The sequence below is a fragment of the Nitrospirillum guanabarense genome (assembly GCF_034653355.1).
Taxonomy (GTDB): Bacteria; Pseudomonadota; Alphaproteobacteria; order Azospirillales; family Azospirillaceae; genus Nitrospirillum.
In genome coordinates, this window is record NZ_JAYEER010000002.1 from 337,949 (window position 1) to 355,857 (window position 17,909).

14 protein-coding genes are annotated in these 17,909 nt (G+C 66.3%); 12 read left to right on the top strand and 2 right to left on the bottom strand.

Going from position 1 to position 17,909, the window contains the following annotated elements:
* Positions 1-385: 385 nt before the first annotated feature.
* The 4 genes from nosP to UAA55_RS08145 all read left to right on the top strand — a co-directional run bounded on the left by nosP (position 386) and on the right by UAA55_RS08145 (position 5,917).
* Positions 386-1,609, top strand: a complete 1,224-nt coding sequence (nosP, locus tag UAA55_RS08130) for a nitric oxide-sensing protein NosP (RefSeq protein ID WP_322952180.1) — start codon at positions 386-388, stop codon at positions 1,607-1,609.
* Positions 1,606-4,374, top strand: a complete 2,769-nt coding sequence (locus UAA55_RS08135) for a hybrid sensor histidine kinase/response regulator (RefSeq protein ID WP_322952181.1) — start codon at positions 1,606-1,608, stop codon at positions 4,372-4,374. Before nosP ends, UAA55_RS08135 begins: the two co-directional genes overlap by 4 nt.
* A 93-nt stretch (positions 4,375-4,467) precedes the next feature.
* Positions 4,468-5,253 (top strand): 2OG-Fe(II) oxygenase, encoded by a 786-nt coding sequence (locus tag UAA55_RS08140; RefSeq protein WP_322952182.1) that lies wholly within the window; start codon positions 4,468-4,470, stop codon positions 5,251-5,253.
* 1 nt (position 5,254) lies between these two features.
* Complete coding sequence (locus tag UAA55_RS08145; protein WP_322952183.1) at positions 5,255-5,917, top strand: hypothetical protein; 663 nt, start codon at positions 5,255-5,257, stop codon at positions 5,915-5,917.
* A 131-nt stretch (positions 5,918-6,048) separates the two neighbouring features.
* On the opposite strand, the gene UAA55_RS08150 is transcribed toward UAA55_RS08145, so the two are convergent.
* Positions 6,049-6,624 (bottom strand): cupin, encoded by a 576-nt coding sequence (locus UAA55_RS08150; protein WP_322952184.1) that lies wholly within the window; start codon positions 6,622-6,624, stop codon positions 6,049-6,051.
* Positions 6,625-6,819: 195 nt separating this feature from the next.
* Here UAA55_RS08150 and UAA55_RS08155 point away from each other — a divergent pair, with 195 nt between their 5' ends.
* Complete coding sequence (locus UAA55_RS08155; protein WP_322952185.1) at positions 6,820-7,212, top strand: hypothetical protein; 393 nt, start codon at positions 6,820-6,822, stop codon at positions 7,210-7,212.
* A gap of 49 nt (positions 7,213-7,261) precedes the next feature.
* Here the strand turns inward: UAA55_RS08155 and UAA55_RS08160 are convergent, their stop codons facing one another.
* Positions 7,262-7,933, bottom strand: coding sequence for a response regulator transcription factor (locus UAA55_RS08160; RefSeq protein ID WP_322952186.1), 672 nt, complete (start codon positions 7,931-7,933; stop codon positions 7,262-7,264).
* A 680-nt stretch (positions 7,934-8,613) separates the two neighbouring features.
* Between UAA55_RS08160 and pqqA the strand changes: the two genes are divergently transcribed.
* From pqqA to UAA55_RS08190, 7 genes are all read left to right on the top strand, one after another.
* Complete coding sequence (pqqA, locus tag UAA55_RS31240; protein ID WP_100085352.1) at positions 8,614-8,691, top strand: pyrroloquinoline quinone precursor peptide PqqA; 78 nt, start codon at positions 8,614-8,616, stop codon at positions 8,689-8,691.
* Between the two features lie 224 nt (positions 8,692-8,915).
* A complete protein-coding gene (xoxF5, locus tag UAA55_RS08165) occupies positions 8,916-10,715 on the top strand; it encodes a lanthanide-dependent methanol dehydrogenase XoxF5 (RefSeq protein WP_322952187.1) in 1,800 nt (599 codons plus the stop codon).
* A gap of 116 nt (positions 10,716-10,831) precedes the next feature.
* Entirely contained in the window at positions 10,832-11,284 is a 453-nt protein-coding gene (locus tag UAA55_RS08170; RefSeq protein ID WP_322952188.1) for a c-type cytochrome, read from the top strand.
* 19 nt (positions 11,285-11,303) lie between these two features.
* Positions 11,304-12,158, top strand: coding sequence for a substrate-binding domain-containing protein (locus UAA55_RS08175; RefSeq protein WP_145612111.1), 855 nt, complete (start codon positions 11,304-11,306; stop codon positions 12,156-12,158).
* Positions 12,155-12,742 carry a PQQ-dependent catabolism-associated CXXCW motif protein gene (locus tag UAA55_RS08180; RefSeq protein ID WP_322952190.1) on the top strand — a complete coding sequence of 196 codons (588 nt, stop codon included), beginning with the start codon at positions 12,155-12,157 and terminating at the stop codon, positions 12,740-12,742. Before UAA55_RS08175 ends, UAA55_RS08180 begins: the two co-directional genes overlap by 4 nt.
* 47 nt (positions 12,743-12,789) lie before the next feature.
* Positions 12,790-13,170, top strand: a complete 381-nt coding sequence (locus UAA55_RS08185; protein WP_322952191.1) for a c-type cytochrome — start codon at positions 12,790-12,792, stop codon at positions 13,168-13,170.
* A gap of 374 nt (positions 13,171-13,544) precedes the next feature.
* Positions 13,545-17,771 carry a beta strand repeat-containing protein gene (locus UAA55_RS08190; protein WP_322952192.1) on the top strand — a complete coding sequence of 1,409 codons (4,227 nt, stop codon included), beginning with the start codon at positions 13,545-13,547 and terminating at the stop codon, positions 17,769-17,771.
* Positions 17,772-17,909: the final 138 nt, after the last annotated feature.

Genomic DNA, 17,909 nt, shown 5'->3' on the forward strand with positions numbered 1-17,909 from the left:
TCATTTCCCTGCTGTTTGGCGGGGTCTTTCTGGGCCCCACCTTACTTCGAAACTTGAAGTCGTTTGCCTTGTCCGCGCAATAGAACTAAAGAACCGTTGCGGGTTTCCCACCGGTTGCGCACGCTGGCACAAGCCTATGAATCATGGGCGCGGTTCGTATGCGACCCTTTCCGGCCGCCGAACGGCACCCGGATGGACCCATGAAGACCAAGCCTGGCGACAGCGGCCAATCCCAAAGCGGCCAATCCCGTGGGAATCTTCCCCACCCGGGAAAACTCCTTGGTGCCAAGACCCGCCCCCCGACGGGCCCGGCACCATATCCGCACCGAAACGAAAGGCCGCGACGCGGTCAACCACGGCCCCGTCTGCGATGAACGGGCTCGGGGTGAACGGCAGGACGCCACCGTCCTCGCTGCCGCCCCTGCCCCCTTTCCCCGTCACCTCGCCGCGCGCCCCTGCGTCGGCGCGTGACGTCGACGGCCCCACCATACCCGTGCGCCGGGGCGGGTCGGACAAGACGGACGCCCGGGCGGCGGTGGCGGAGCTGCGCCGGCAGATCGGCGACGGCGGGGACGCGGCATGCGTCCTGGTCTTTTTCTCCCCCGCCTATGACCGGGGGGACATGCTGGCCGCCCTGAAGGAAGCGTTCGGATCCACGCCCGTCTTCGGCTGCACCACGGCGGGGGAGATCACGCCCTTCGGCTACATCAGCAACGGCCTCAGCGGCATCAGCTTCCCGGCGGAGGACTTCATGGTCCATTCCGCCCTGTTTGAAGGCCTGAGCCAGTTCCAGATCGCCAACACCATCGAACTCACGCACCAGCTGGTGTCCCAGCGCCACGCCCAGGCCCAGGGACGGCCCGGCTTCGGCCTGCTGCTGGTCGACGGCCTGTCGACGCGGGAGGAACAGCTGGTCAGCGCCATCGGCAACGCCCTGGCGGGCTTGCCGCTGATCGGCGGGTCGGCCGGCGACGGGCTGGATTTCAAATCCACCGTCGTGCTGCATGGGGGCCGCTGCGTCAGCGATGCCGCCATCCTGCTGCTGATGACCACGCGGCGCCGATTTTCCGTCTTCAAGACGGAGCACTTCGTGCCGACGGAGCACAAGATGGTGGTGACCGGCGCCGACCTGGAGTCCCGCCGCGTGTTCGAAATCAACGCCGAGCCCGCGGCCCTGGAATACGCCCGGCTGGTCGGTCTGTCGCACGAGGCGCTGACGCCGAAGATCTTCGCTGCCCACCCGGTGGTGGTGCGGGTGGGCGGGCAATACCATGTGCGCGCCATCCAGAAGGTGAACCCGGACAACAGCCTGACCTTCTACTGCGCCATCGACGAAGGTCTGGTGCTCACGGTGGCGCGCGGCATCGATATTGTGGAAAATCTCCATGAACTGTTCCGTCGCCTGGAGCGGGAGACCGGCCCCTTGGACGCCATCGTCGGATTCGACTGCGTGCTGCGCAATCTGGAGACAGAGCAGCGCAGCCTGAAGGCCGCCGTGTCGGACCTGTTCGTCGCCCACCGCGTCACCGGCTTCTGCACCTACGGCGAGCAATACATGTCCATGCATGTGAACCAAACCTTCACCGGCGTCGCCATCGGTGGAACATGATCGTCCGCAAGCCCCTGCCCGCCAACCAGGACGCGGCGGCGCGATCCACCCCGGAACCCGCCGACGCGGACGCGGCGCGCCGCGTCGCCGATCTGGAACAGCAGGTGGCGAAGCTGACGCGCATCAACCAGGCCCTGATGGACCGGGTGGAGCGCCATGTGGACGGCCAGGGCTCGGCCTTCTCCCTGTTCCAAACCGCCATCAGCCTGGAGGACCAGGTCCGGTCGCGCACCCAGTCACTGGAAGAGGCGCTGGTTGATCTGGAACGGTCCTATCAGGAAGCCGCCAAGGCGCGGGAGCAGGCGGAAACCGCCCGCCTGCGCCTGTTCACCGCGATCGAGGCGGTCAGCGGCGGCTTCGCGCTGTTCGATGCCGATGACCGGCTGGTGCTGTTCAATCAGGACTATCTCAGCTTCTGGCCGGGCATGGCGGGCGACGTCCATCCCGGCATGTCGTTCAGCGACATGGTGCATCTGGCGGTCCAGCGCAAAAGCGTCCTGGACGCCTATCGCGATCCCGACGGCTGGGTGCGCCGCCGCCTGCGCCAGCACGCCGAATGCCAGGGGCCCACCGTCCACGCCCTGAGCGACGGCCGTTGGATGCAGATCAACGAGAAGCGCACCAACGACGGCGGCGTGGTCGCCATCTACACCGACATCACCGCCCTGAAGCGGCGGGAGACGCTGCAATGGAAGGCGGCGCTGGCGCAGAAGACCACCCTGCTGCAGGCCACCCTGGACAACATCTTCCAGGGGGTGGCGGTGTACGACGCCCAGCTGGCGTTGGTGGCCTGGAATAACGAGTTCGTGCGCCTGCTGGACCTGACGCCCCGTTGCGTCCGGCGCGGTGCCGTCTTCGCCGATTTCCAGCGTTTCAACGACGGCCTGCTGACCCATGGCATCAGCGAGCCGCGTTTCCTGGACCCCCAGAACAATCCTTTGCCGCTGCGGCTGGAGCAGACCTGGTTCAACGGCCGGGTGCTGGACATCGAGCGCAATCCCATGCCGGATGGCGGCTTCGTCCTGACCTTCACCGACATCACGGAGCGCAAGCGCAACGAAGAGGCGCTGCGCGACAGCGAGCGGCGCATCCGCCTGGTGACCGACGCCATGCCGGCGCTGATCGCCTACGCCGACGCGGACGAGCGCTACCAGTTCGTCAACGCCCCCTACCGGCAATGGCTGCGGCGGCCGGAGACGGCCATCCTGGGCCGGCGCATGCGCAGCGTGCTGGCCCCGGCCTTCTATGAGCGCAGCCGCGCCTATATCCGCCAGGCCCTGGCCGGCCAGGTCGTGTCGTTCGAGGTGGAGCTGACGCCCACCGCGGACCCCGACCACCTGGCGGAGCCGCGCTATGCCCACGTCACCTTCGTACCCCACATCGGCCTGCCCAGCGCCGACCAGAAGCGGGTGATCCTGGGCCTGTTCACGCTGATGCAGGACGTGACGGAGCGGCGCCGCGCCGACGCCGCCATCAAGGAGGCGAACGAGACGCTGGAGCGGCGGGTGACCGAGCGCACCGCGGCGCTCACGTCCCTGAACCGCCAGCTGCAGCAGGAGATCGCCGAGCGGCGGGAGGTGGAGCGCGCCCTGCAATCCGCCAAGGTGGAGGCGGAGCAGGCCAACCTGTCCAAGACCAAGTTCCTGGCCGCCGCCAGCCACGACCTGTTGCAGCCCCTGAATTCCGCCCGCCTGTTCGTATCCGCCTTGGCGGAACTGGAGCATACGCGCAAGAACCGTTCGCTGATCGACAACATCGATGTGTCGCTGAGCGCCGTGGAGGGCTTGCTGGACGCCCTGCTGGACATCTCCAAGCTGGATGCCGGCGCGGTGTCGCCGGAGATCGTGGACTTCCCCATCGGCAGCCTGCTGGGGCCGCTGTCCACCGAGCACCAGGTGCTGGCGCAGGAGCAGGGGCTGGTCCTGCGCTACGTGCCCTCGCGGGCCGTGGTGCGCAGCGACATCCGCCTGCTGCGCAGCATCGTGCAGAACTTCCTGTCCAACGCCGTGCGCTACACCCAGCGGGGTGGCGTGCTGCTGGGCTGCCGCCGGCGGGGCGACACCCTGCGCATCGAAGTATGGGACAGCGGCCCCGGCATCCCGACCGACCAGCTGGACGAGATCTTCAAGGAATTCCATCAGCTGCATCGTGGGCCCATGCTGGGCGGCACCACCTCGGGCGAAGGGCGCACCCGCGCCGCCGGCCGGGGCATGGGCCTGGGGCTGGCCATCGTGCGCCGCGTGGCAAAGGTGCTGGACGTGACGGTGGAGACCCGGTCCATGGTCGGCCGCGGATCCATTTTCTCAGTCGCCGTGCCATTGGGCACCATGACCGCCTCGGCCGTGACCCGCCGCGTCGCCGGCGATGGCGGCGCCCGCCCCTTGGACGGCACGCTGGTCCTGGTCCTGGATGATGAGCCCAGCGCGTTGATGGGCATGCAGGCGCTGCTGTCCACCTGGGGCTGCGAGGCGGCGGTGGCGTCAACGGGCGAGGAGGCGCTGGAGGTGCTGGGACGGCTGCCCCGTCCCCCCGACGCCCTGATCGCCGACTTCCACCTGGGCGACGGCCGCACCGGCCCCGATGAGGTCAGCCGCCTGCGCCAGGCGATCGCCACCAGCGCCGGCATGGCCCCGCCCGCCATCATCGTCACCGCCGACCACACGCCGGAGGTCGAGGCCCAGGTGAAGCAGCACCAGTACTGGATGCTGAAAAAGCCGCTGAATCCGGCGCAGCTGCGGGCGCTGCTGTCCAGCATGCTGGGTTAGGGCACGGAAGCCCCCGCCGAGTTGACACGCCGCCGCAACCGGCGATATGCCTGCGGGGCCGTTTTCACGCTTGAAGCAGGGTCCCGGCCGCGCATGCGTTCCCTTCTGGCCGGCCTCGGCCCCACCGACGTCCGCACCAACCCCTTCCCCCACATCGTGGCCGATAGGCCCATGGAAGACGGGTTGTACCAGGAGCTGAGCGCCAGCTTTCCCGGTTTCGCCCGCATGGGCTGGGCCTGCGCGCCGGAGGAAGTGCCCAGCAACCGGCGCTTCGAGCTGTCGGCCGACATGATCCTGCAAGCGCCCTACCTGCCGGCCCCCTGGAAGGAATTCGTCGACCATCACGCCGGCCCCGCCTTCCTGGCGGAGGTCGCGGCCCTGTTCGACGGTTATTGGGATCCCGCCTTGCTGACGGCGCTGGATGGTCGCCTGACGGGGCACAGCACCGGGTTGCGGCGCCTGACGTCATCGGGACCGTATCGTATCCACCAGGACGCCCGCATGGAGATCAACACGCCCGTGCGCGGCCAGCCGTCCTCCTCACGCGGGCCGCATCTCGACACGCCCAACCGCCTGTTCTCCTGCCTGTTCTACATGCGGGCCCCCGACGATGACGCACCGGGCGGCGACCTGGTCCTGTACCGCTGGCGGGACGGGCCCAGGGGCCGCATCGCGGACTACGCCCTGCCCGAGACGGCGGTGGAGGCGGTGCTGACCGTGCCCTATGCCGCCAACCGGCTGGTGATCTTTCCCCAAAGCCTGCACGCGCTGCACGGCGTCAGCCCGCGCCACCCCACGCCGCACACCCGCCGCTATGTCTTCATCACCGCGGAACTGACCGAGGACTGGCTTCGCCAACCCATGCAGGAGGCGGTGTGACATGCGCTTGCTGATCCACGGCATGCAGTCCAGCGGCGCCACCGCCTTCACGCGCGCGCTGGCGGAACGGCCGGGCTGCGTGGCCCTGGCCGACATTCCCAACAACTTCGCCGCCCCGCGCGTGACCACCACGGCCGACTTCGTGGCCAAGGCGGTGGTGACCACGGCCTATCCCCTAGCGACCCACGTGGAACGCTTCCGCCCCGACAAGGTGGTGCTGTTCCTGCGCGACCCCCGCGACAATCATGCCAGCCTGGCGAAGGCGAACTACCGCCACCATTCCGGCCTGATGGATGAGAAGTTCCTGATCCTGGACCAGCTGTTCGCCGCGCGGCGCCAGCTGTTCGACGCCGTCATCCACTATGAGGATTTCGTGGCTCGCGACCCGTCGGTGTTCAAGGCCTTGACCGACCTGGGCTGGCCGTTGGACGAGACGCACTACACCTTTCGCCGCGACTACAACGACCTGCTGCGGGCGCTGTGGGAGGCGGAGCCGGCACTGCGGGAAACCATGGACGTGGTCTTCGGCCACGCCCGCGGCCCCGGCGTGACCGACCGGTGGCGCGACAAGCCGCGCGAGCCCGAGACCGACGCGCGGCTGGAAATCCTGTGCCCGCGGCTGCTACGGCATTACCAAGGCCGGGCCGTTGCGGATATCAGATGATATTTTGGTTTGTGGTGGGATTCACGATTTAGGCGATGCGACCCTGAACCGAGCGCGACGTCATCACCTTTATGACGACCAGCGCGCAGTTTCAGCGGAAGACCGATGTCTGTCACGTCGGCCGACCGTATTCACATCTGGTAGCCAGGCGTGGGCGTCCACAGCTGCGTCAATGGCCCGTTGGCCCCGGTGACGGGATCGGACGGTGGGAAGGGCAGGTTGGCGATTCGCTCCACCTCCGCCGGGGTCGGCGCCTCGCGCCGGATGTCCCAGTCCTGGTCCGGCGGGTAGCCGCCCACCACCAGAAAATCCTCGCTGGCGCTGGCGCGGCAGTGGCCCGTGCCGGCCGGCAACACAACCACGTCGCCGGCACGCACCACGACGAGGCGGCCGCTGGGGCCCCCCAACACCAGTTCCGCATGACCGCAGGCGAAGCCCAGAACCTCATGCGCCGACGAATGATAGTGGTGGTAGTCGTAGATGCCGTCCCGCCAGCGCGCGGGCCAGCCGTTGCGCTGGAATAACGCCTCGAACACCACCGCCGGTTCGCCATCGCCCACGGGCACCATGCCCCGGTAAATCAGGACATGCAGCCGCGGATTGTTTGGCACCCAGCTCAAGCCATGCAGGATGAAATTCTCCGGCCACTGGCCATGCTGCCCGGCCATGCTGCCATAGGCGTCGGCTTCGCTGTGCTGCTCGGCCACGGCGCGTCTCCTTCACGAGCGGGATGTCTCCATCTCATCAAATCGACGAACGAAACTTCTGTTCCCTTGCAACGCCGGGCCAGAGCCGACTTAAAGGCGAAACGTTGTCAGAGCCGCTATTGGCGCGTGCCATTCGGGGTCCGCTGCCCTATAGAGGGGAATGAGGTCGTCTTCTATAGGGTGGAGAACAGGGGGATGTTGGCGAGGGTTGGTAAATTTGCTTTGTCCGGTCTCCCCGTGGCGCTGGCCGTCATGATCGGCACGTCACCGGCCAAGGCCGTGGAAGGATCGGCGGTCATGACCATACAGAACATCATGACGGGCTTCACATCGACGGGCGGCGACCAATTGTGGGTTCGCGTGTCCGGGCAGCCGACGGGCGTTCCCGCCGCCTGCGTGTGGGGCCCTTATTCCTATTTCTACGTTCAAAACGGCGGGGATGTGGATCCGCAAAAGGCGCTCGCCATCTTCCTGACATCGAAGAGCACCAACCAGCCCGTCGAAGTGGGGTTCGACACATCAGGCGCCATCAGTAACTTCGGCGGCTATGGGCAGACGAGCTGCGTCATCCGGAAAATCATCTGGTAGAGCCCATCGGCCAAGACGGACGTGGATTACGCGAACCGCGCGGGATCGCCTATCCCTCGGCCACGTCGGCGAAGCTGTCCAAGTGCAGGCGGCCGGCCATGACCACGGCCTGGGTCCGGCTGTAGACACGCAGCTTGTGCAGGATGCTCGAGACGTGGGCCTTCACCGTCGTTTCGGCGATGTCCAGGTCATAGGCGATTTCCTTGTTCAGCTTGCCCGTGCCCAGCAGCTGCAGCACGCGGCGCTGCTGCGGCGTCAGCGTCAGGACCCGCTGCAGGAAATCATCATCCGCCGCCCGCCCCTTGGGATCGGGCGCGGGCTCGGCCAGCGCCAGGTCGTCGGGGCGGTAGGTGCCGCCAGCGGCCACCAGGACCAGGGCGGCCACGATCTCCGCCCGTGGCGTCGATTTGGGGATGAAGCCCATGGCGCCCAGGGCCAGGGCCTCACGCACCAGGCGCGGGTCCTCCAGGGCGGAGATCACCACCACCGGGGTGGCCGGGAATTGGCTGCGGATGCGCACCAGCCCCTCGAACCCGTCCACGCCGGGCATGCGCAAGTCCAGCAGCAGGAGGTCGGCGACGCCGATGGACTCCAGCAACTGCATGACGCCCGCGAGGTGGGCACACTCCAGGATTTCAGGCTGGTCAAACGCGGACTCCACGGCGAGGGCCAGGGCGCCCCGCACCATGGGATGGTCATCGGCAATGATTATTTGCGGCATGCGTCGCCTCGTTGGCGGGCGATTATAATTCGGCGTTTCCTCGACGGTGACGATAGTCGATCTCGATCAACCCGGCTAGTGCCTGAGAGGGTTAGGCCACCATCCGGCGGCAACCGGGCCCACGCCATCGCGTGCGTGAGCATAATTATTTGATTATTCAGCTTTATCGGGGCTGCGGGGGAGGCGCCGGCACTACCTTGGCGGGTACCGGATGGGTTTGAAATTACCCTTGTACCAAAGTACAATTGGCACCCGGGACGGGCTTCTTGAAGATGGGCAGCAAGCCGAACGGTGGCCCTTTACCTTTGAAGTTGCAAAGGGAAGGCTGAAAGGAACGGCACCCAGGAGAGGAACGGCCCGGCGGGACAGACCTGGCGGGCCAGCAAAGACGAAGAACTGGCAGAGTCGAAGTTCCCGCGTGATCATGGGCCTGCGGCGTGACCGGTGGTCGGCACCCCGTTCGCCTCTTTTGGCCGACCGCAGCCTGGTTTCAACGGTATTCCTGGCATCGCGGAATCAGGCGCGATCGACGTCCACCCACGGGCCGGCGCGCCGATGGCGGGCGGCAAGGGTGAAGACGGGATTGTCCGCGGCGGTTAGCGGCCCTGGACGGGATGGGAACAAGCGGGATGGAAACCGGTCCGAAGGGACCTATCCTTAACCTTCTGAGGAGAGCCCCCATGCGTTGGAAGAAGCCCATCGTCACCGAGATCGCGCTCGGCATGGAAATCAACTGCTACGCCTGCGCGGACGTCTGACGCCCACGCCATCACCGGCCGGACCCGGCGGGGTCTGGCCGGCCCGACGCGCATCCGCCCGGTGCGCCGTCCCTATGCGTTCCGTCACCAGGTCCCGGCCTGGACGCCTGCCGCGTCCGGCGGGCTACCTGACCATGATCAGCCTAATCGCGTCGCCCATCCGCCGGCCAGGCGGACACCAATCGAACCGGACCTACCGGCCAATCCCCAGGGAGGGAAATGAGATGAATCAGCGGAAGAAGGTGTTGTTGTCCTGGACCGCCCTCGTGGCGGCCAGCTTGCTGGCCAGCCATCCGTCGCTGGCCAACGACGAACTGTCCAAGGCGAGCAAGGACCCCAAGCAATGGGTCATGCAAGCCGGCGACTACGCCAATCAGCGCTATAGCGCCCTGAAACAGATCACCACCGCCAACGTGAAGGAACTGCGCCCGGTGTGGACCTTCTCCACCGGCGTGCTGCGCGGCCATGAAGGCGGCCCGCTGGTCGTGGGCGACGTCATGTACGTCCACACCCCCTTCCCCAACGTGGTGTACGCGCTGGACCTGAACAACGCCGGCCGCATTCTGTGGAAGTACGAGCCCAAGCAAGACCCGACCGTCATCCCCGTCATGTGCTGCGACACCGTGAACCGCGGCGTCGCCTATGGTGACGGCAAGATCATCCTGAACCAGGCCGACGCCAACGTCGTGGCCCTGGACGCCAAGACCGGCAAGGAACTGTGGAAGGTCGCCAACGGCGATCCGAAGAAGGGCGAGACCATGACGGGCGCGCCCGTCATCGTGAAGGACAAGGTGCTGGTCGGCATCAGCGGCGGCGAATTCGGCGTGCAGGGCCGCATGACGGCCTACAACCTGAAGGACGGTTCCGTCGCGTGGAAGGCCTACTCCGTCGGCCCGGACGACCAGATCCTGGTCGACCCGCAGAAGACCACCAGCCTGGGCAAGCCCATCGGCGCCAACTCGTCCCTGTCGACCTGGCAGGGCGACCAGTGGAAAACGGGCGGCGGCGCCACCTGGGGCTGGACCAGCTACGACCCCGCCCTGAACCTGATCTACTACGGCTCGGGCAACCCCTCGACTTGGAATCCCAAGCAGCGCCCCGGCGACAACAAGTGGTCCATGACCATCTTCGCCCGTGACGCCGACACGGGCATGGCCAAGTGGGTCTACCAGATGACGCCCCATGACGAGTGGGACTATGACGGCGTCAACGAGATGATCCTGGCCGACATCAAGGTGAAGGGCACGCCCGTCAAGGCGCTGGTCCACTTCGACCGCAACGGCTTCGCCTACACCATGAACCGCGAGACCGGCGAGCTGCTGGTGGCGGAGAAGTATGACCCGGCGGTCAACTGGGCCACGCATGTGGACATGAAGACCGGCCGGCCGGAAGTCGTGGCGCAGTACAGCACCGACAAGAACGGCGAGGACCACAACACCAAGGGCGTCTGCCCGGCGGCCCTGGGCAGCAAGGATCAGCAGCCGGCCTCGTACTCGCCGGACACCGGCCTGTTCTACGTGCCGACCAATCATGTCTGCATGGATTACGAGCCGTTCAAGGTGTCCTACACCGCCGGCCAGCCTTATGTCGGCGCCACCCTGTCCATGTTCCCGCCCAAGGGTGAGACCAACCTCGGCAACTTCATCGCCTGGGACGCCAGCACCGGCAAGATCGTCTGGTCCAACAAGGAAACCTTCTCCGTCTGGTCGGGCGCCCTGACCACGGCCGGCGGCGTCGCCTTCTACGGCACGCTGGAGGGCTACCTGAAGGCGGTCGACATGAAGACCGGCAAGGAACTGTACAAGTTCAAGACGCCGTCGGGGATCATCGGCAACGTCTCAACCTATGAGCATGGCGGCAAGCAGTACGTCGCCGTGCTGTCCGGTGTCGGCGGCTGGGCCGGCATCGGCATGGCCGCCGGCTTGGGCGGCGACACCGATGGCCTGGGCGCCGTCGGCGCCTACAAGCAGTTGGCCAACTACACCCAGCTGGGCGGTGTGCTCACCGTCTTCGCCCTACCGTAACCCCTCTCTCCTTCTAAAGCCCCGCCTGGGGGTCACCCCTCAGGCGGGGCTTCTTTGCCCCTTGAGCCAAAGCACCCATGCCTGGACTCCACACTCCGCGAAAAGAGGTCCGACTGATGCCGAAACGCTTGGCGCTGGCCGCTGCCGTCACCCTCCTGGCCCTGCCCTTCAGCGTCGCCGCCGGCGCCGCCGACGGCAGCGCGCCCACCGCCACCAAGGTGGCGGCCGAGGCCAAACCCTATAAGGTCGAAGGCGGCAAGGTCGATCCCGGCACCTACAACGGCTATCGCCGCTATGGCAAGTCCTGCATGCGGTGCCATGGTCCTGACGGGGCCGGCAGTTCCTACGCCCCGGATCTGACCGACAGCCTGAAGCACATGGACTACGACACCTTCGCCGAGACGGTGATCAACGGCCGCAAGAACGTGAACACCGCCAACAACAACGTCATGCCGTCCTTCGGCACGACGGAGGACGTGGCGAACTACCTGGACGACATTTACGGCTATCTGAAGGCCCGGTCCGATGGCGCCATCGGCCGCGGCCGGCCGCAGCGCATCGGGGACTGAGAACAACGGCGGCACCCTCATGAAAACGGCCTTCCGCCTGGCGCTGGCGGCGCTCCTGCCGCTGGCCCTGCCCGCATCCCAAGCCCTGGCCCAGACGGCCGAGCTGGTGTCCCGCACCGAATTGCGCGTCTGCGCCGACCCCAACGACATGCCCTATTCCAATCAGAAGGGCGAGGGGTTCGAAAACAAGATCGCCGCCATCATCGGCCAGGATCTGAAGCTGCCCGTCAGCTATGTCTGGTTCCCCCAAGTCATGGGCTTCGTGCGCAACACCCTGCGCGCCCGCCAGTGCGACCTGGTCATGGGCACGGTGGCCGGCGACCCGCTGATGGACAACACCAACGCCTATTACCATAGCGGCTACATGATCGTGACGCGGGCGGACGCCGGCATCACCGCCACCTCGGTCGGCGATCCCAGTCTGGCCGACAAGCGCTTCGGCCTGGTGGCCGCGACGCCGCCCACCGACCTGCTGCTGCGCCATAACCTGATGGCGCACACCACTTCCTACGCCCTGACGGTGGACACGCGGTATGAGTCGCCCTCGCGCGCCATGCTGCAGGATCTGGCCGACCGCAAGATCGACGTCGCCCTGCTGTGGGGCCCCATCGCCGGCTATTACATCAAGCAGGACAAGCTGCCGCTGAAGGCCGCCTTCCTGGACCCCGAGGGGGACGGCAACCGGCTGGATTTCCGCATCGCCATGGGTGTGCGCGCCAATGAGCCGGAATGGCGCCGCTCGGTGGATCAGGCCCTGCAGCGCCATCGGGCCGAGGTCGACAAGCTGCTGGCGGACTATGGCATCCCGTTGTTGGATGAGCAGAACAAGCCCATCCCCGCGTCCTTGCCGGGGGCCGCCGGCGCCAAACCATGAGGGCGCTGCTGGCGGCTGGCTTGGCGGGCCTGATGACCGCCCTGCCGACAGGCGGGACATTGGCGCAAGCGGTTCCGACAGTGCCGGAACCGCCGGGCTATCGCCTGGATGATTACCGGGCGCCGGTGCCGGCGACGGTGGCGGGCGGCCGTGTGCTGACCACCGCCGCCCTTCAGGATCTGCTGGCGCGGGAGGGGGCCCGGGTGGTGCTGGTGGACGTGCTGCCAGCCCCCCGGCGGCCAGCCGGTATGGCGCCGGGATCGCCCTGGATGCCCCTGCCCCACGGTGACCTGCCGGGCAGCGCGTGGCTGCCCGATGTCGGGCGGGGAGATTTGGCTCCGGCGCTGGAAAACTGGTTTAAGCAACAACTTGCGACTTTAAGCGGGGGCGACAAGAACCGGCCGCTGGTGTTCTATTGTCTGCCCGAGTGCTGGATGAGCTGGAATGCTACCAAGCGTGCCGCCGGTTATGGCTATACCAATGTCGCCTGGTACCCGGACGGCGTTGACGGCTGGCGTGCCGCCGGGTTGCCCCTGGCCACCGCCACGGCGCTGACACCCCCGGCATCCCCGGGGGCTCCCTGAGTTCAAAAGTTCACGACGACCAGAGACCAGGTAAAGGAGAGCGGAAGGTGCGACGTATCGGATTTTGGGCGGCGGTTGCCGCCACGATCATCGCGGGTGGAATGGCCGGAACGGCCCTGGCGGATGGTGATCCCGCCGCCGGCCAGGTGGTGTTCAAGAAGTGCGCGGTTTGTCATTCCATCGACGCCGGCGTGAACAAGGTGGGCCCCAGCCTGCATGGCATCATTGGCCGCAAGTCCGCCACCGCCCCAGGCTACGACTATTCCGCCGCCATGAAGGGCGCCAACAAGGAGTGGACGGCCAAGGAGCTGGACACCTACCTGACCGACCCGCGCGCCGTGGTACCGGGCACCAAGATGGTGTTCGTCGGCCTGAAGGACCAGAAGGACCGCGACAACGTCATCGCCTATCTGGCGACGCTGAAATAAGGCGTCCGGATATTCCGGGCCGACGTGCCTGGGGTATCTTTCCTCGTGATACGGCTCAGGCGGCTTCGCCTGGGCCGTTTTCATTTGCGGCAATGCCGCCCTGCGGTTCTGGAAGACAACTGTAAGGGGATTTTATACCTATGTAGTGCTGTTTAAGCCGAATTATGTGGCAGCATGCTCGTCAAGAGCGCTTTATTGCAACAAATCACAATATTTGATTTGCGCCCCCTCGGGCGACGCGCTAGACGCTGAAGGATAGCTCCCCGCTAGGGGTACCCCTGGCTCGACCTTTAATTTCATCCGGTTTCCCCTGCGCGACCGATGCCGGGCGCGGGCTGATTTTCTTTGTCCCCATCTTCCCCAGAGGAACCGCCATGACGCAGACGATCACGAGCAGTGGACAGACCATCACCCTGACCGACGACGCCTATGTCCTGGGGACGGGGGATACGCTCATCGCCAACGGGGGCCGGAGCATCACCTTCGCCCCCAACGTGATTGGGGCGGTCACAGGCAGTTTCAACAACATCACGCTGCAAGACCACGCCTACCTGACCGTCAACAGCACCAACAACTTCGTGACGGGAACCAACGCCACCCTGGTCTACGGCGGCACCAGCCCGATGATCGAGACCATCGCCGGCAGCGGCAGCGAGGTGTTCCTGAACCACTCGGGCAGCACCTTGTTCGCCAGCGGCACCAGCCAGCTGATCCAGGCCGTGGGTGATACCGTCAACGTCACCGCCACCCCCAGCGGCGGGGCCAGCAACGTCACCATCACCAGCACCGGCACCTTGGCGGATACCATCCACGCCGGCGGCCGCACCCTGGTGGAAAGCACTGGCACGGTGGTCATCAACGACGCCGGCAACGTCATCTCGGCCACCGGCATCACCACGCTGAGTGGCGCCAGCGCGTCCACAACCATCAGCGGCGGCGGCGCCCTGACGGTTCTGGGCACCGGCGCCAACCTCACCCTACTGGGCGTCGGCCGAACCTTGACGGCCACAGGCGCCACGGTGACGGTGACCGGCAGCGCCACCGTCGCCGGCGGTACCGATACCGTCACCGTGGCGGCGGGCGCCACCGCGTCGAACACCGGCACGGGCAACGTCCTGATCGCCAACGGCAACGCCACGCTGATCAACACCTCGGGCTCGTCCACCCTGATCGGCAGCGGCAGCGGCGCCACGCTGAAGCTCACCGCCGGGGCGGCCGCAGTGCGCTATGACACCAGCGGCATGACGGTGGACCTGACCACCGGCACGGCCGTGGGCGGCGGCGGCCTGGACATGCTGATCGGCATCCACACCTTGATCGCCACCGGCAGCAACGACACCCTGGTCGCCGGCGCCACGTCATCCCTGTCGCTGAGTGGTTCCGGTGACGTCGTCACCCTGACCGGCACGGGCAGCTCCGTCGTCAACACCACCGGCAATGGCGTGTCGATTAACGTCACGGCCGCCACCGCGACCGAGACCCTCAACGTCAACAACAGCAGCATCGACGTCCGCAACAGCGGCGGCATCCTGGTACTGAGCGGCGGCACCAGCAATTCGGTGAACAGCAGCACCGGCAACAGCGTGGCCGTCAGCCTGACCGCCAGCAGCAGCACGCAATTCATCAACGTCGCCAGTAGCAACATCGACGTGCGTGGCACGGGCGACACCATCGTGCTGAGCGCCGGCGGCAACACGGTGCGCAGCAGCAACACCATGACCGCGACGATCGACATCACCGCGTCCAGCAGTACCGAGACCATCAGCCTGACCAATAGCACCATCGATGTGCAGAACGCTGGCGACACCATCGTGCTGAGCGGTACCGGTAACACGGTGAACAGCAGCAACGGCAACGCCGTCAGCATCGGTGTCACCGCCGCCAGCGTCACGGAGACCATCAACGTCAGCAACAGCACCGTCGACGTGCGCAGCACCACCAGCACCATCGTGCTGGGCGGTGGCAACGACACGGTGAAAAGCACCACCAACAACACCGCCACGATCAACATCACGGCGGCCAACACCGTCGAGACCGTCAACCTGACCACCAGCACCATCGACGTGCGCAACAGCGGCAACACCCTGGTGCTGGGCAACGGCAGCGACACGGTGAAAAGCACGACGAACAGCAGTGTGGCCATCGTTGTCAATGCCGCCAGCAGCAGCGAAACCATCAACCTCGCCAACAGCACCGTCGACGTGCGCAACAGCGGCGATACCATCACGCTGGGCGGCGTCGGCAATACGGTCAACAGCAGCACCGGCAGCAGCGTGGCGGTCAACATCACCGCAGCCAGCAGCACCACCGCCATCAATGTCAGCAGCAGCACCGTCGACATCAAGGCGGCCGGCAACACCGTCATCGTGGCCGGCGGCGGCAACACGATAAAAAGCAGCAGCACCAGCACCGCGACGGTCAACATCACGGCAGCCAACGCCACCGAGACCATCAGCCTGACCAACAGCGCGGTGGACGTCCAGAACACCGGCGACACCGTCGTGCTGACCGCCGGCGGCAATACGGTGAAGAGCAGCACCAACAGCAGCGTGGCAGTCAACATCACCGCCGCCAGCAGCACCCACACCATCAACGTCAGCAGCAGCACTGTCGACGTCCGGGCGGCAGGCGACACCATCGTGCTGACCGGCGGCTACGACACGGTGGGCAGCAGCACGAACAGCACGGCCACGATCAGCATCACTGCGGCCAGCACTGTCGAGGCCGTCAACATCACCTCCAGCACCATCGATATCAAGGCGGCCGGCGACACCCTCATCATCGGCAACGGCGGCGACACCGTGAAGAGCAGCACCAGCAACAGCGCCTCGGTCATCATCACCGCAGCCAGCGCCACCGAGACCATCAGCTTGGCCAACAGTACGGTGGACGTCCAGAACACCGGCGACACCATCGTCCTGGCCGGCGGCAACGACACGGTGAGCAGCAGCACCAGCAGCGCCGTCGCCGTCAACATCACCGCAGCCAGCACCACGGAAACCGTCAACGTCTCCAACAGCGTCATCGACATCAAGGCGGCGGGCGAGACCCTGGTCTTGAATGGTGGCAACGACACGGTGAAAAGCAGCACCAACAACACCGCCGCCACCATCATCATCGCCGCGTCCAGCACCAGCGAGACCGTCGGCATCGCCAGCAGCACGATCGATATCCGCGGCGGCGGCGACACCGTCACCCTGACCGCCACCGGCGAGAAGGTGATCAGCAGCACAAACGCCAGCGCCAGCCTGATCGTGACCGCTGCCAGCGCGATCGAAACCATCAGCGTCAGCAACAGCACGGTGGATGTCCGCGGCGCGACCGACACCGTGACCATTTCCGGCTCCAACGACGTCGTGACCGTCAGTGGCAGCAGCAAGGACGTGGTCATCTCCACCGGCGTCAGCAACACGTTGATCGCGGTCAACGGCACCTCCACGCTGGAAAGCACGGCTGGCAGCGCCATCCTGGTGGGGACCGGCACGGGCAATCGGCTGATGTCCGCCGGCGGACAGGCCACCGCCAGCTATGCCGCCAGCAACGTGACCATCAGCTTGACCGCCGGCACCGCCAAGGCGGCCGGCGCCACCGTGTCCGACACCCTGGTGGGGATCAACAGCCTGCTGCTGACCGGCAATAATGAAATCGTGACAACCAGTAACAGCGCCACGATCACCATCGACGGGGCGGGTGGCCAGACGGAGACCATCAGCGGCAGCAATGACGCCATCTCGGTCTCGGCCAGCGCCTCAACCGATCTGCTGGTGGTCAGCGGCACCGGTCACACCATCACCCAGAGCGGCGGCTACATCAGCCTGGCAGCCAGCGCCAGCGCCACCGTCATTGGCACCGCGGAAACCGTGAGCAGCAGCGGCAGCGTCAACCTGCGCATCGGCGGCAACGGCGTCGCCAGCAGCACCATCGCCTACGCCAACGTCTCCGCGTCGGTGGTCACCGTGCTGGACAACTCACGCGTTGATGTGAACGGTTCCAACAACCAAGTGACGATGGGCGTGGCTGATTTGACGGGTGTCTACGGCAACAACAACATCGTGACGGCGACGGTGGACGGCGGCCAGCTTTGGCTGAGCGGTTCGGGCAGCACCGCGTCGATCAATGGCGGCACCCTGACCATCGTGGCCTCGACCAGCGCCACCGTCAACGGCAACAATGACACCATGACGGTCGCCCAGTCGTCGTCCATGACGCTCAACGGCACAGGCTTCGGCGTGACCGAGGGCAGCAGTAGCGGAACCCTGTCACTGAACACCGGCACCGGGGCGGCCAGTGGTGAACTGGACTTGTTCGTCACTCACGATCATGTCTGGCTGCAGCAGTCCGCCAACGACTTGGTGGTGGACGACCTGGGCACGGGGCAGAGCCTGACCCTGAAGAACTGGTTCGCCAGCACCGGCAACGAGTTCGCCACCATCAAGGCCAGTGACGGGCAGGTGCTGTCGGCCGGCGACGTCAGCGCCCTGGTCCAGGCCATGGCCGCCTTCAGCGGCAGCCACGGCGGCTTCGATCCGCTGTCGACTTCGCACACCAGCACCGCGGACACCAGCTATTATGGCATCCTGGCCAGCAGCGGCTGGCATTAAGGTCCCATCCAAGAAAGCGGGGGCATTTGACGTCGGCAGGCCGAAATGCCCCATCCACCAACCACCTCCACCCGGCCCATCCCGTCCGGCCACGCCAGGCGGAGGGCTTCGTTTGCAACCCTTGCGCGATGGCGCGCC